At 39.0% G+C, this 14,244-nt stretch carries 16 protein-coding genes; 14 read left to right on the top strand and 2 right to left on the bottom strand.

Annotated features, from left to right (window positions below):
- Positions 1-174: 174 nt before the first annotated feature.
- Positions 175-831: a flagellar basal body P-ring formation chaperone FlgA gene (flgA, locus tag DK858_RS05215; RefSeq protein ID WP_109396478.1), complete on the bottom strand. Its 657-nt coding sequence runs from the start codon at positions 829-831 to the stop codon at positions 175-177.
- 209 nt (positions 832-1,040) lie between these two features.
- On the opposite strand from flgA, the gene flgB reads away from it, so the two are divergent.
- From flgB to DK858_RS05145, 14 genes are all read left to right on the top strand, one after another.
- Positions 1,041-1,451 (top strand): flagellar basal body rod protein FlgB, encoded by a 411-nt coding sequence (flgB, locus tag DK858_RS05210; RefSeq protein WP_109396477.1) that lies wholly within the window; start codon positions 1,041-1,043, stop codon positions 1,449-1,451.
- 10 nt (positions 1,452-1,461) lie between these two features.
- Positions 1,462-1,866 (top strand): flagellar basal body rod protein FlgC, encoded by a 405-nt coding sequence (flgC, locus tag DK858_RS05205; protein WP_006533173.1) that lies wholly within the window; start codon positions 1,462-1,464, stop codon positions 1,864-1,866.
- Between the two features lie 12 nt (positions 1,867-1,878).
- Entirely contained in the window at positions 1,879-2,709 is an 831-nt protein-coding gene (locus DK858_RS05200) for a flagellar hook assembly protein FlgD (RefSeq protein ID WP_109396476.1), read from the top strand.
- Positions 2,710-2,736: 27 nt separating this feature from the next.
- Positions 2,737-3,963 (top strand): flagellar hook protein FlgE, encoded by a 1,227-nt coding sequence (gene flgE, locus DK858_RS05195; protein ID WP_109396475.1) that lies wholly within the window; start codon positions 2,737-2,739, stop codon positions 3,961-3,963.
- 21 nt (positions 3,964-3,984) lie between these two features.
- Entirely contained in the window at positions 3,985-4,740 is a 756-nt protein-coding gene (locus DK858_RS05190) for a flagellar basal body rod protein FlgF (RefSeq protein WP_109396474.1), read from the top strand.
- A 19-nt stretch (positions 4,741-4,759) separates the two neighbouring features.
- Positions 4,760-5,542, top strand: a complete 783-nt coding sequence (gene flgG / locus DK858_RS05185; protein WP_036935743.1) for a flagellar basal-body rod protein FlgG — start codon at positions 4,760-4,762, stop codon at positions 5,540-5,542.
- A gap of 63 nt (positions 5,543-5,605) precedes the next feature.
- Positions 5,606-6,349 carry a flagellar basal body L-ring protein FlgH gene (locus DK858_RS05180; RefSeq protein WP_109396473.1) on the top strand — a complete coding sequence of 248 codons (744 nt, stop codon included), beginning with the start codon at positions 5,606-5,608 and terminating at the stop codon, positions 6,347-6,349.
- A 14-nt stretch (positions 6,350-6,363) separates the two neighbouring features.
- Positions 6,364-7,470 carry a flagellar basal body P-ring protein FlgI gene (locus DK858_RS05175; protein ID WP_099075765.1) on the top strand — a complete coding sequence of 369 codons (1,107 nt, stop codon included), beginning with the start codon at positions 6,364-6,366 and terminating at the stop codon, positions 7,468-7,470.
- Positions 7,470-8,456: a flagellar assembly peptidoglycan hydrolase FlgJ gene (gene flgJ / locus DK858_RS05170; RefSeq protein WP_109396472.1), complete on the top strand. Its 987-nt coding sequence runs from the start codon at positions 7,470-7,472 to the stop codon at positions 8,454-8,456. The genes DK858_RS05175 and flgJ overlap by 1 nt, the downstream gene beginning before the upstream one ends.
- A 118-nt stretch (positions 8,457-8,574) precedes the next feature.
- Entirely contained in the window at positions 8,575-10,230 is a 1,656-nt protein-coding gene (flgK, locus tag DK858_RS05165) for a flagellar hook-associated protein FlgK (protein ID WP_109396471.1), read from the top strand.
- 31 nt (positions 10,231-10,261) lie between these two features.
- Positions 10,262-11,206 (top strand): flagellar hook-associated protein FlgL, encoded by a 945-nt coding sequence (gene flgL, locus DK858_RS05160; RefSeq protein ID WP_109396470.1) that lies wholly within the window; start codon positions 10,262-10,264, stop codon positions 11,204-11,206.
- 1,178 nt (positions 11,207-12,384) lie between these two features.
- On the top strand, positions 12,385-12,639 hold the full coding sequence (locus DK858_RS05155) for a helix-turn-helix domain-containing protein (protein WP_109396469.1): 255 nt from the start codon (positions 12,385-12,387) through the stop codon (positions 12,637-12,639).
- A gap of 281 nt (positions 12,640-12,920) precedes the next feature.
- Positions 12,921-13,067, top strand: a complete 147-nt coding sequence (locus tag DK858_RS05150) for a hypothetical protein (RefSeq protein WP_228407181.1) — start codon at positions 12,921-12,923, stop codon at positions 13,065-13,067.
- Positions 13,057-13,257, top strand: a complete 201-nt coding sequence (locus DK858_RS05145) for a hypothetical protein (protein WP_109396468.1) — start codon at positions 13,057-13,059, stop codon at positions 13,255-13,257. Before DK858_RS05150 ends, DK858_RS05145 begins: the two co-directional genes overlap by 11 nt.
- Positions 13,258-13,457: 200 nt before the next feature.
- On the opposite strand, the gene fliR is transcribed toward DK858_RS05145, so the two are convergent.
- The gene (gene fliR, locus DK858_RS05140) at positions 13,458-14,240 is read right to left on the bottom strand and encodes a flagellar biosynthetic protein FliR (RefSeq protein ID WP_109396467.1); all 783 of its coding nucleotides are present in this window, start codon (positions 14,238-14,240) and stop codon (positions 13,458-13,460) included.
- Between the last annotated feature and the right edge of the window lie 4 nt (positions 14,241-14,244).

Below are 14,244 nucleotides of genomic sequence, written 5' to 3'. Positions count from 1 at the left end.
TTTAATTTACTTGTTATACTCGCCATACTTTTAGCTGTAGCGTTGTTGGCTACAAACTTAAATTATTTAGAGTAAAAAATGTAGTGCAAGAGAGTTTACCTTGGCTTGCTATAACTGAAACGTCTAACAAACAATCCAATATAGGCTTATTCTGCTTATCAGTTTTTTCATCTATTAAAGAGGAATGCGTACTGAGCCGTTTTCAAGTGCTTCGCCGGTGACTATTTGGCCCGATTTTACTCTGACTCGAATAGTCTCATTGGCAACAGCATTGTTGATTGCTTTGCCTTCATAACGAATTTGAAAATGATCGCCTTGTGCAAAAACAGTAACGGTTTGACCTGCCAAAATAGCCCAAGGGCGACGGATCATGGTCGATGTAATCGGTTTTCCTGCAGAAATTTGGCGCATAGCAATGGCATTTTTAATTAACGTAGGATCACGTAATACGTCATAAGGTTGCTTTTCTAATTCACCTGTTATCATGCTGACTGATGCAGTTTCAATCGCATCATCACGATTGATGTCTTTTTTGGCGACTAAATATTTGCCCGTTACACTCACATCAACTTGAATAAAGCGACGCTGATTATCACACTGAATTGGGATTGAAAGTCGTCCCCAATTACGAGAGCCCGCATGGCGTTGGATCTCTTGTGTTTGGCAGATAGGCCATTTCTGTTCTGGCGTTAAAACGCTCACAGTCACTTTGTCGCTTTGTTGATGAAGTGCGACAAAGAAATCTTGTAGTTCTTCAGGGAGTGATTTCGCGATACTCACATTCACCATAAAGAAAAAAGAAAATAGACCGATAAGAGTTCTAACTAACATAATTTGTATCACCTTACAGAGTTGATGCTAATTGTGCGTTTGTCATTATTTAGCAACAACAGTGTACATCGACTTTGCATGCCTTAAACGCATAAATAGCAATCCAATTTACGCCTATTCCTCCAATCATCTTTTTTTTGAGCGTTTATTCTGTCAACTGAAATTGTTTTATCAGCTGAGGTAAGTGGCTTAGCCACCAAGGATAGAAGATGCTCGATAAATTAGAAAATACGTTTCATTTTCAACAAGAAGCGCTCTCAATACGCAATAAACGCCAAGAAATTCTCGCTGCGAACATCGCTAACGCAGATACCCCAGGCTTTCAGGCTCGTGATATTGATTTTGCTTCTGAATTGAAGAAAGCCATTGAAAACGGACGTACTGGTAGTCATGGCATGCAATTGGCGATGACATCAGAGCGCCATATCCCGATCAAACCCGGTTATCGCTTAGAAGCGGACTTACTCTATCGCGTACCTCATCAAACGGCGATGGATGGTAATACCGTGGATATGGATATGGAACGTAGTAATTTTGCTGACAATAGCCTTAAGTATCAGGCTGATGTGACATTTATTAACTCGCAAGTTAAAAGCATGATGGCTGTATTGCAACAGTAGGGTAAAGAGCATGTCTTTATTTAGTATTTTTGATATTTCAGGTTCAGCACTTTCAGCGCAATCTCAACGTTTAAACGTAAGCGCCAGCAATATGGCAAATGCCGACAGTGTTGCGGGCCCAGATGGTGAACCTTATCGTGCAAAACAGGTTGTTTTTCAGGTCAATGCACCTGCTGGCCAAGAGGTTGGTGGTGTTCGTGTCACTGAAGTGGTGGATGATCCTGCTCCATTTCGTATGGAATATCAGCCGGGACATCCTTTTGCCGATGAAAAAGGGTATGTACGTATGCCGAATGTTGATGTCGTGGGTGAAATGATTAACACCATTTCTGCCTCAAGAAGCTACCAAGCTAACGTCGAAGTGATGAACACGGCAAAATCGCTGATGCAAAAAACACTGATGATAGGTCAATAGGGAGAATAAATTGTGGGTATTTCCGCCTCAATGAATGAACCTTATGATAATACCATTATCGGGGATGCACCTTCTTCATACCATACGAAAAAAAGTGGTAGCGAGGATATCAAAGGGAATTTCCTAACACTACTCATCACTCAGATGAAAAACCAAGACCCAACAAATCCAATGCAAAATAATGAGTTAACCTCCCAGTTAGCTCAAATTTCAACCGTTGAAGGCATTGAAACACTGAATAAAACAGTGAATAACATTGTTGGTCAGATTGATCAAAGTCAGGCATTGCGAGCTTCTTCTCTAGTTGGCCATGGTGTCATGGTCTCTGGGAATAAAATTGTTGTCTTTCAGCCAACCGACGGTAAAGGTGAGACTGAAAAACCTGGTAACGGGGATGACACAATTCCAACACCTGATACTCAAAATGAAAAAACGCGCCAGCAAATGGGAGCGTATAAATCAGAAGGTACTGACCCAACTACGCCTAGCGATGAACACCTTTTTTCAACACCTTTTGGTTTTGAATTACTCAGTCCAACCGATTCTCTTACGATAAACATCACCAATGCGAGTGGTGTTACCGTTCGTACAATCCAGATGGACAAAAAGATGCTACCGGATGTTTATAACTTCTCTTGGGATTGCACTGATGAAGATGATAATCCTGTTCCAACAGGAAGCTATAAATTTACCGTTAACGCCACGCTTAATGATGCTCAGGTCCCTGTTAAGACACTGAATTATGCGCTGGTGAATAGTGTGTCCATGGTGGATGGTGGTGCCCGCCTTGATGTTGGCTTAGGTAATACCGTTTCATTGGATGAAATTCGTCAGGTTCTTTAACTAACACATATTCAACTTGGAGGGCGCATGTCCTTTTCACAAGCAGTAAGTGGTTTAAACGCAGCAGCCGCTAACTTAGATACTATCGGTAACAATATTTCTAACTCCGCAACCTACGGTTTTAAAGGCGCAACAGTCTCTTTTGCTGACGTTTTCGCCGGCTCTGGTGCTGGTCTAGGTGTTAAAGTTGCGGGTATTAGCCAAAACTTTAAAGACGGTAGTATTACAACCACTAACCGCCCAACTGACGTGGCAATTTCTGGCGGTGGTTTTTTCCGTATTGAAGATCAAAACGGTGGTGTGTTTTATTCACGTAATGGTGAGTTTGGAAAAAATAAAGATGGTTTCCTGACCAATATGCAAGGTATGCGTATCACAGGTTATCCCGTGCAGGTAGTTGATGGTAAAAACGTGGTTCAAAAAGGGGCAACACCAACACCTATCGTGATCCCTACCGATATGATGAATGCCAGTGCAACCAATAAAATTGATATGGCGGTTAACCTGAACTCAGGTGAAGAAAAACCTGCTAAAACAACGTTCGATCCTAAAGATAGTGATACTTATAACTTTAGTACTAACGTTACCACTTACGATAGCTTAGGTAATGAACATAATCTGAACTTATTCTTTGTAAAGACAAATGACAATGAATGGAAAGTTTATGGACAAGATACGTCAACCAAGGCAGTAGGTGGTGCGCCAACGCCTCACCAAGATTTAGGCACTTTAAAATATACCAACGCGGGTGTGCTGGAAAGTTATACAAAAACCGATATGGATATTGCCTCTTTGAATGGTTCTGCTGCGAGCAAAATTGAACTTGATTTTACCGGTAGTACTCAACAGAAAGTATCAGAATCAAGTGTCTCTAAATTAGCACAAAATGGTTATCAAGCGGGTGAATTCACCAATTTCCGTATTGAGCAAGATGGTTCAATCATGGCGACTTACTCAAACCAACAAAGCCAAGTGGTTGGTCAAATCGCATTAGCTAACTTTGCAAACGCTGGCGGTTTAAGCTCACAAGGCGACAATATGTGGTCTGAAACTAACGCTTCAGGTTCACCAATCGTGGGGGTTGCAGGCTCTGGTGTTTTCGGCAAATTAACCAATAACGCATTAGAAGCGTCTAACGTGGATATGAGCCAAGAGTTAGTCAACATGATCGTTGCTCAACGTAACTATCAATCAAACGCACAAACCATTAAGACTCAGGATCAGATCCTGCAGACTCTGGTTAGCTTGCGCTAATAAAACCGGAAATAATCTGTTATGGATCATGTGATTTATACCGCGATGGGCGGCGCCAGACACTCGATGGAAAATCAAGCTGTCGTGGCGAACAACTTAGCAAACGCATCAACGCCGGGATTCAAAGCGCAGCTTAGTGCAATGCGAGCCGTACCTGTCAATGGCGATACCTTACCGACTCGTACATTAACGGTCGCCTCAACGCCAGGTAGCGATCAGAGTCAAGGAACGATGAACTATACCGGCAGATCAATGGACGTTGCGTTAAGCGATAACGGCTATTTGGCTGTTCAGCTTGATGATGGTACCGAAGCCTATACCCGAAACGGGAATATTCAACGTAACGCTGACGGCATGTTGATGGTACAAGGACGTTTGTTAATGGGGGATAACGGTGCGATTGAAGTACCTCCTCAAGCAAATGTCAGTATTGCCAATAACGGTATTGTGACCGCGCATGTACCGACTGATCCACCCAAAATGTTGGGGCAAATTGGTCGCTTGAAAATGGTAAAACCAGAGCAAAACGATTTAATTCGTGGCGATGATGGTTTATTCCATTTATCACCGAAAGGCGTTGCACGTGCGGGTGAGGAATTACCAGCAGATGATAGCGTGAAGGTGTTAGCTGGTGTGTTAGAAGGCAGTAATGTTAATCCAGCAGAAGCCATGGTCGATATGATAGCAAACGCTAGACGTTTCGAAATGCAAATGAAGGTTATTCATAGTGCTGACGATAATGCACAACGAGCTAACCAATTGCTATCACTGAGTTAAATAGTGTAAGGGGAAAACCATGATCCGTTCTTTATGGATTGCTAAAACTGGGTTGGATGCACAACAGACAAACATGGATGTGATTTCCAACAACCTCGCAAACGTCAGCACCAATGGTTTTAAACGCCAACGTGCGGTTTTCGAAGATTTACTGTATCAAACTATTCGTCAACCGGGTGCTATGACATCAGAACAGACGAATGCGCCGTCAGGTTTACAAATTGGTACGGGGGTTCGTCCTGTTGCAACTGAACGTTTACATAGCCAAGGTAACTTGGCTCAAACTAATGGTACGCGTGATGTAGCGATTAAAGGACAGGGTTTCTTCCATGTTCAGTTACCTGATGGCACAGACGCTTATACCCGTGATGGTTCTTTTCAAATGGATCAGAATGGGCAATTAGTGACAACCAGTGGTTTCCAAGTCGTTCCAGCCATTATTTTGCCTGAAACGGCGAAGAAGGTCATGATTGGTCGTGATGGTACTGTTAGTGTTGAAATTGAAGGTTCACCTGCACCACAACAAGTGGGGCAATTGACACTAACAACCTTTATTAATGACAGCGGATTAGAAAGTGTTGGTGAAAACTTATATTTAGAAACCGCAAGTTCTGGCGCACCTACTGAAAATGCCCCAGGTATCAACGGCGCAGGTTTGTTGTATCAGGGATATGTTGAAACCTCTAACGTTAACGTAGCTGAAGAGCTGGTCAATATGATCCAGACTCAACGTGCTTATGAAATTAACAGTAAAGCAATTTCAACATCTGATCAGATGTTACAGAAACTAACGCAACTCTAATTTCGTTTGTTCATTAGCCTGACAGGATTTCCTGTCAGGCATATTACTAAAAGAGTATCGAAGATGGATACAAAGGTCATTACTGACAATTCTGGGGCAAGAAAGCTTAGTGTCAGATGGCGTCGTCATCAACGTTTAGGTACCGCCCTGTTGGTACTGACACTAGCGGGATGCGCACATATACCGAAAAAACCGTTGGTAGAAGGTAACACAACGGCGGTTCCAACGGCACCAACAGCACCTGCACCAAATGGCTCTATTTTTCAGGCAACTCAGCCTGTTTATTTTGGTTATCAGCCTTTATTTGAAGATAGACGCCCTCGAAATATAGGTGACACGCTGACTATCACGTTGCAAGAGAATGTCAGTGCAAGCAAAAACTCATCTGCTAATGCAAGTCGTAATGGTAAAGCTGGGTTCCTTGCTTCGATCACCCCAAGATTCTTAGAAGGGTTGTTTGGTAATAGTCGCGCTGATATGGGAATGGAAGGAAACAGTGACTTTGGCGGTAAAGGTGGCGCAAATGCGAACAATACCTTTAAAGGCACCATTACTGTTACCGTCGATCAGCTTCTTGCCAATGGCAACCTGCACGTTATTGGTGAAAAGCAAATTGCTATCAATCAAGGTACTGAATTTATCCGTTTTTCAGGTGTTGTGAATCCAAGAACAATTAGTGGTTCCAATACCGTAAATTCAACCCAAGTTGCTGATGCTCGTATTGAATATATCGGAGACGGTTATATCAATGAAGCTCAATCTATGGGATGGCTACAACGCTTCTTCTTAAATGTATCACCTTTTTAATGAGTAGGGTCCAGATGAAAAAAATAGCGATGAGCCTTTTCTTTATCGTGATGACATGTGTCGGTTTTTCCGCTCATGCCGAACGGATCAGAGATCTCACCTCTGTTGAAGGGGTAAGAGAAAATGCGCTGATTGGTTATGGTTTGGTCGTGGGATTAGATGGAACGGGTGACCAAACAATGCAAACCCCGTTTACCACGCAAAGTCTGAATAACATGCTCTCACAATTGGGGATCACAGTACCACCCGGCACCAATATGCAATTGAAAAACGTTGCTGCGGTAATGGTCACTGCAAAATTACCGCCTTTTGGTCGTACCGGGCAATCAATCGACGTCGTTGTTTCATCCTTAGGTAATGCAAAAAGCTTACGTGGTGGTACGTTGCTGATGACACCATTAAAAGGTGTTGATAATCAGATTTATGCTTTAGCACAAGGCAATATTGTTGTCGGAGGAGCCGGCGCATCTGCGGGTGGTAATAGCGTTAAAGTTAATCAGCTAGCGGGTGGGCGCATTAGTAGCGGAGCTATTATTGAACGTGAACTGCCTTCGCAATTTGGCCAAACAGGTCTGCTAAATTTACAACTAAATGAAGAAAACTTCACTCTGGCACAACATATCTCTGATACCGTCAATAAATTACGCGGTGTGGGAACGGCTATTCCTTTAGATGCACGTACAGTTCAATTGCGTGTTCCTATTGGTAAAAGCGAACAAGTACGTTTCTTGGCTGAAGTTCAGAATCTTGAAATTAAACGTGTTGTTGCTGATGCGAAAGTGATCATTAATGCAAGAACCGGTTCTGTTGTTATGAATCGTGATGTGACATTAGGAAGCTGTGCTATTGCTCAAGGAAATCTCTCCGTTACCGTTGATAGCCAAGTCAATGTTAGCCAACCTAATACCCCATTTGCGGGGGGGAGCACTGTTGTAACGCGTAATACTAGCGTGAATATGAGTGAACAAGGTGGCTCATTACAGCAGGTGAATGCTAGTGCAAGTTTAAACGAAGTGATCCGTACATTAAATGCACTTGGTGCAACACCAACAGACTTAATGTCAATTTTGCAAGCAATGGAAAGTGCGGGTTGCTTACGTGCGAGATTGGAGATTATCTGATGAAAGATTTATCTCTGCTTTCTTCAATGCCGAACGTTTCTACTCCGGCATATGACAGCAATGCATTGAATAAACTTAAATATCAGGTTGGACAAAATGCTGATCAGCAAGGGTTGCGCCAAGTGGCGCAACAACTTGAAGGTGTTTTTGTTCAAATGATGTTAAAAAGCATGCGTGATGCTATTCCTCAAGAAAGCATGTTCAACTCAGAAAGTACCAAGATGTACACCTCTCTTTATGATCAACAAATTGCTCAAGACTTATCACAAAAAGGCTTGGGCTTTGCTGACATGATAGAAAAACAACTTTCTGCCAAAGTCACGATGGAACCAAGTGAAATGGCTGGAAAAACACCAATGCCATTAGATGGTAGTGATATTTTTCAATCTATGCCAACGCAAGCTTTGGGACAAATTTACCGTGCAATGCAGCCTTATCAAAATGCAGTTGAAAGTACGATTGGTAAGCTTAAGGGCTTATCTGAAAGCAGTGCTTCTTTTGCATCAAAACTGTTAGGGCCTGCGAAAAAAGCGACAGAAGGTACTGGTGTACACCATCTTTTAGTTGTTGCTCAAGCTGCGCTTGAATCAGGTTGGGGAAAACGTGAAATTCTAACTGGTGATGGTAAACCAAGTTATAACCTGTTTGGTATTAAAGCGGGAAGTAGCTGGAAAGGGCCTGTCACAAATATCATGACAACCGAAGTCATTGACGGTAAATCAATTAAAATGCGGGATAATTTCCGAGTTTATGGCTCCTATGTCGAAGCTATTCAAGATTACCTCAGACTGATCACAGAAAGTCCTCGTTACGCCAAAGTACCTCAAGCTCAAACGCCTGAACAAGCGGCTTATCGTATTCAAGAAGCAGGTTATGCCACTGACCCAGGTTATGCAAAAAAACTGGTTTCAATTATTGGTCAATTAAAAGGAAGTGGTGAGCAAGTTGCTAAAACTTATACTCACGATTTAAGCGATCTATTTTAATCATTTTCCCCTCAAGTTTAGAGGGGAAGAACCGATAATAAAGACCAGAGCATTCATTCCAACTTGCCAGCTATGCTCCGTGCATACGGGTGATGACTAAACGTAAAAGGATAGACAAATGTCCAACAGTTTAATTAATACAGCGATGAGCGGACTTAATGCGGCACAAGCTGCGATGAGCACTGTAAGTAATAACATCGCTAACCAAAATGTAAAATGGTACAACCGTCAAATGACTGTTTTTAATGAAAACAGTGGCACAATGACCGGTAATGGTTATATCGGTAATGGTGTTAATGTTAGCCGTATCCATCGTGAGTATAACGAATTTCTTGCCGGTCAAATGAACCGAGCAATGTCAAAACAAAGTGCACTTAATAGCTATACCCAAAATATCTCACAAATCAATGATTTGTTAGCAGATAAAGGGAATGACGTTTCCAGTGCAATTGACGAATTTTTTACCAGTTTACCTAACGTTACCAATAATGCAGAAGATAATCCTGCGCGTACAACGGTTATTGGTAAAGCAGAAGCAATGGTTAATATGTTTGCTAAAGCAGACCAATCATTGCGCGATTTAGAAAAAGATATTAATAGTCAGGTGACAAACACCTCTAAAAATATCAATGAATACACAAAACAGATCGCAAAACTCAATAACGAAATCAGTCGTTCTAAGGGGTTTAATGGTGCTGATCCTAACGACTTATTAGACCAACGCGATCGTTTAATTCAAGAGCTAAACACACTAGTTGATGTTCAAGTGACTCAACAAGATGGTGGTTTTGTTAACGTCACATTTGCTAATGGTTTGCCATTAGTATCTGGTACTCGCTCTTACGAAGTTTCTGCTATTCCATCTAATAAAAACAGTGAACGCCTTGTTCTTGGCTATAGCAATGGTATTGATGAAGTTCGTGAAGTAGATGCAAAACGCATTAAAGGTGGCGAACTTGGTGGTGCGTATCGTAGCCGTGAAGAAGTGTTAGATCCAAGCCGTAACCAATTAAATCAATTAGCATTAGTGTTGGGTGATCAATTTAATAAGCAACACGAGCAAGGTTTTGATTTAGATGGAAAAAAAGGTGAGGAGTTCTTCAAAATCGGTGGCGCTCACACTATGCCAAACGGTAAAAATAAAGGTGATGCCACTTTTGATGTGAAATATACCGACACCAAAGAAGTGAAAGCTGCTGACTACACGGTTGAATATGCAGCTGGTAAGTGGAATGTTACGGTTGAGCCGGGTGGACGTAAAGTTGCCGCTAATTTTGATGCAGCAAAGAAAGAACTGACCTTTGAAGGCATGAATATCACAGTCAATGGTAGCGCCCAAGAAGGTGATTCCATTGTCGTTCAATCTGTCGGTAATGTAATTGCAGGTATGGAAGTTGCAGTGACAGATCCAAGCAAGATAGCTGCTGCTGGCTCGCTAAACGCGGATGGAACAACGGCACCAAGTGATAACGAAAACATGAAAAAACTGTTTGAGTTACCAGACCAAAAAGTGATTGATGGTAAAACAACGATTGCAGGTGGTTATGGCTCACTGATCAGTATGGTGGGTAATAAAGTGAATACCGCGCAAGTTGATTTCGATGCTCAGGTTTCTATTACTAAAAGTATTGTAAAACAACAGCAGTCTGTTTCTGGTGTGAACTTGGATGAAGAGTACGGTGAAATGTATCGTATCCAAGAATATTACATGGCAAATGCAAAAGTAATTCAAACTGCAAACAGTATGTTTGATGCGATTATGCAAGTTCTCTAAGTAACCCTTCATCAGAATAAGGAATAACACGGTGCGTTTAAGTTCAAATCAAATTTTTAGCCAGCGCGTGGATAATATCACTAGCTCGCAAAGCAAATGGATGACTGAAGGAAATAAAATTTCAAGTGGTCGTCGCGTTGAAAAGCCTTCAGATGATCCCATGGCTGCTTCTCAAGCTGTTATGGTTAAACAATCTGAATCGCGCAATCAGCAGTATGCGACAGCACGTGGATTTGCTAAAAACAGCATGTCTTTGCAAATGAGTTTATCCAGCCAAATGGTGAATATCACCACCAAAATTCAAGAAACATTGGTTGCTGCGGGTAATGATGCCACATTAAGTGATGAAGACCGTGCATCTTTAGCTGATCAATTACAAGGTTTAAAAGATCAGCTAGTGGGTATTGGTAATACAAAAGATGGCGTGGGTCGTTATATTTTTGCTGGCTTCCAATCAGATAAGCCACCTTTTGTTGCTGATGCAACGGGTAAAATCACCTATCAAGGTGGTGATAAGCAAATTACCCAAAAAGTAGATAGTAATATTGAAATGACCACCAACTTCACGGGGATTGAAACATTACAATCTTCAGGTGGTAAAGGGACAGAGCCTGATATTTTTAATGCTCTTGATGATGCTATCGAAGCATTACGTGAACCTTTAATTGGTAAACCACAAGCTGACCGTGATGCGGCATTAGATAAAATTGATGCAGCAAACCGTGTGAACCGAGCAACATTAAATAATATTTCAAGTGTAGAAGCTAAATTAGGTTTACAACTTCAAGAGCTCGATAATTTAGATGATTTAGGGGCTGACGCATCTTTAAGAAATGCAAAACGTTTAAGTGAGTTACGTGACTTAGATTGGACACAAGCCATTTCTGATTATTATCAAGAAGAGTCTGTATTACAGGCTTCTTATAAAGTCTTTAACGACATGAAAGAGATGTCTATGTTCAAAATGTATCGCTAATTATTTAGCTTTGTCTTAAAGCATTTTGATATCACCCTGGTATTTATTTATCAGGGTTTTTTTATTATGTATGGATAGAACAGACAGATTATTTCTAATTTTAGAAATAGAGTGTTTTTCTGATGAAGCTTCAAAACCTTGATAAAGATAAAGCCGTTTTATATTTTTTAAAGGTACTAATTATAGTTAGTTAACGCCAATATTTTTGGCAGTATAAAATATTGTAAAACTACCTTTCTTAATAAATTAGCATCAAGGCCTTTCCTATTAAAATAATATCAACAGTAAGTCTAGATAACATAGTAATTATTTTGTTTATAAACTACAAAATACGAGATATACCTAATCATTGTTTTTTAATTCCCTTGCTTTATCCAGTTATCTAATGTGATTTCACTACATCTAATTTTATATCCAGCCTTCTTGTGTAGATGCTCCTTGCAGAATAAAGCTGCCTTATCATCAGTTTATTTTACGCATATTAGTTGTTTTTTTGATTTTATATTCTAAATTTGAAAGTAATGTCGTTATTAAACTTCAATTAGGATAAATCCTAATAGGAGTCGTTGTGTGTATAAACTATACAAAGCAATTTATCACTCGTCATAATATGATTTTCTTTTTTTAATTTACATTATTGATTTAAAAAGTAAAAAGAATATCTAATAAAGATATTCCTTTAAAGATAATTAATTGGAATTCATTCGGATAAGTCAATGGATATTATTTTTACTTTAGTCTTGATATATATTTTATTCATTAATTTAATATAAAATTGATTATTATTTTTTAAGATTTGTATAAAAATAGGTCATTGTGGGTTAAGTAAAGCTAATATTTATAAAAAAATAATGATTTTCTCTTCTGTTTTTAATTATCTATTTGATAAATAAGATTTTAAACCTTACATCAATAGCGTGTAACGATCACTTTGTGGTTATTTGATAGGTGAAAACTATCAAGAATGGTGTTATTGATCGATAATAGCGTATTTACAGTGAATATTTATAAATTTATATTGTTAAAAAATTCATTTGGTTAGTAATAAATACTTATGAATATATGAGATTGTATTTTAAGTGAAAATTTAGAAGTGTTAGGTTTTCTAAATTAAAATGATTATATTTTTATTTTTTATAAATTTTATTTAATGATATATAAAAAAATAGGTTATTAATATGAGAAGGCATTGTTGCGAACCATTACGTAAAATAATCGGAAAGTATATAAAAGAAGCGCGTATAAATAAATCATTGTCAGGTGAACAATTAGGAATGCTATTGAATGTCAGTCAGCAACAAATATCAAGATATGAAAATGCAGAGACGAGTATTAATATTGAAACATTATATGTCATTTTACAAAAATTAGATAAAGACTGGGGGGATTTTTATTGTCATGTTATACGAGAGTATGAAAATAAAAAAATGTAAAAATAGGTATGGTTTTTATTTTTATTCTTTTTAATTAAATGACTAATAAATTATTTTGTAGAGAATTATTATTATCTATGAAAACTTTATATATAGCTTTATATAGGATACATATTCTCATCAATTCAAGTATGAGTGTGTTGTCAATAATAATGTTGATTTTTAATAAAAGAGCCTTTTATCAATTTTATTATTGAGAAGACTCATCGTATGTATATTTAATCTAAAGGTAAATAAAATTAACTGAATTAGCTATTGCTTCTGTTTTTGCTGCTGCTATTGTGTCATTCGCTTCTATGGCCGACGATGCTGTCACACCTGTTACTGGTTCTAATACGGGTGTAATTAATTTCACAGGTTCTGTAGTGAATACACCTTGTAATATTAAACAAGAATCACTAAAACAAGATATTGATTTTGGTCAGTAAGGAAAATCCGGATAATAAAATCTACAGTGAATTAAAATTGGCAGATGATTCAACGGGGCAATCAGGAAAAGAGTTGAAAGTCACGATTGATGATATAAAAACTATCAGTGTGAGTAGCCATATTCAAGGGGAAAATACGGCAGCAGGTAGTTATCATGGTTCTGTTTGGCTAATCCCAACCTTTGATTAATAAGTGTTTTTTTGATATTTCCTGTAAATTAACGTTGTTATATCGCAAGTTTACAGGGAATAGGCTAACAATAGTCCCACACATATTATTTTTTTGATAAAAACAAATTTATTTCCAATTTTTCACATCGGTTTTAAATACTTTTTAAACTTATTAATGCGCAATAATGTAGATATTTTTTATTTTTAATCAGTTTTATATCAAGAAACCAACTGGTGTAATATTAAAGTAATGCGATTAAACGTATCGCTAAAGACACGCTCAGTAAAGACAGGAAGAGCGGGCATAATCATTGATAGCGCGAGCATACCAATGGTTAATGTCAGCGGAAAACCCACCACAAAGACAGAAAGTTGTGGTGTCATACGGTTTAGAATACCTAATGAAAGGTTGAGCACTAAAAGTAGGGTGATTAATGGCATAGCTAACATCATACCGTTAATAAAGATTGAGCCACCACTTTGAACTAAAGTCAGTATACCTAATGAGTTAAAAGTCTGATTTCCAATAGGAACAACATAGAATGTATCAACTAATACAGACAATAACCATAAATGACCATCAAAGACCATAAATAACAGCATTGTTAGCATATTAAAAATACGTGCCAGAATAGGCATGTTAGGGCCACCTGATGGATCGACAAAGGTGGCGAATGAAAGCCCCATCTGTAAACCAATCACTTCACCCGCATGACGAACAGAAGCGAATGCTAACTGCATTGATAACCCTAGAATTGTACCAATCAAAATTTGTTGCAATAGTACCCAAAAGGCAATTAGCGAGAATAAAGGCACATGACTTTGCGGTAAACCTGGTGCGACTAATGCGGTAATTAAAAAGGCGAGTGCAATACGAAATTTTTTAGGTGTTTGTTTTTCACTAAATAGCGGTGCGGTGCTAAAAAGGGCGAGTATTCGCACAAATGGCCAGAAAAAATCACTAATGTAGCCGCTAAGCATTTCACTGGTCAGGGTTATCATTGCT

Origin of the sequence: Proteus faecis (genome assembly GCF_003144395.1) — a bacterium.
GTDB lineage: Bacteria > Pseudomonadota > Gammaproteobacteria > Enterobacterales > Enterobacteriaceae > Proteus > Proteus faecis.
Note: the sequence above shows the minus strand (reverse complement) of the source record. Positions and strands in the feature narration are given on the sequence as shown.

Bases quoted from the DNA above. Each gene is read 5' to 3' on its own strand.
- DK858_RS05180 (WP_109396473.1), top strand. From the start codon at position 5,606: ATGGATACAAAGGTCATTACTGACAATTCTGGGGCAAGAAAGCTTAGT.
- DK858_RS05155 (WP_109396469.1), top strand. From the start codon at position 12,385: ATGAGAAGGCATTGTTGCGAACCATTACGTAAAATAATCGGAAAGTAT.
- DK858_RS05175 (WP_099075765.1), top strand. From the start codon at position 6,364: ATGAAAAAAATAGCGATGAGCCTTTTCTTTATCGTGATGACATGTGTC.
- DK858_RS05190 (WP_109396474.1), top strand. From the start codon at position 3,985: ATGGATCATGTGATTTATACCGCGATGGGCGGCGCCAGACACTCGATG.
- flgG (WP_036935743.1), top strand. From the start codon at position 4,760: ATGATCCGTTCTTTATGGATTGCTAAAACTGGGTTGGATGCACAACAG.
- flgK (WP_109396471.1), top strand. From the start codon at position 8,575: ATGTCCAACAGTTTAATTAATACAGCGATGAGCGGACTTAATGCGGCA.
- fliR (WP_109396467.1), bottom strand. From the start codon at position 14,240: ATGATAACCCTGACCAGTGAAATGCTTAGCGGCTACATTAGTGATTTT.
- flgE (WP_109396475.1), top strand. From the start codon at position 2,737: ATGTCCTTTTCACAAGCAGTAAGTGGTTTAAACGCAGCAGCCGCTAAC.
- flgA (WP_109396478.1), bottom strand. From the start codon at position 831: ATGTTAGTTAGAACTCTTATCGGTCTATTTTCTTTTTTCTTTATGGTG.
- flgC (WP_006533173.1), top strand. From the start codon at position 1,462: ATGTCTTTATTTAGTATTTTTGATATTTCAGGTTCAGCACTTTCAGCG.
- flgB (WP_109396477.1), top strand. From the start codon at position 1,041: ATGCTCGATAAATTAGAAAATACGTTTCATTTTCAACAAGAAGCGCTC.
- flgJ (WP_109396472.1), top strand. From the start codon at position 7,470: ATGAAAGATTTATCTCTGCTTTCTTCAATGCCGAACGTTTCTACTCCG.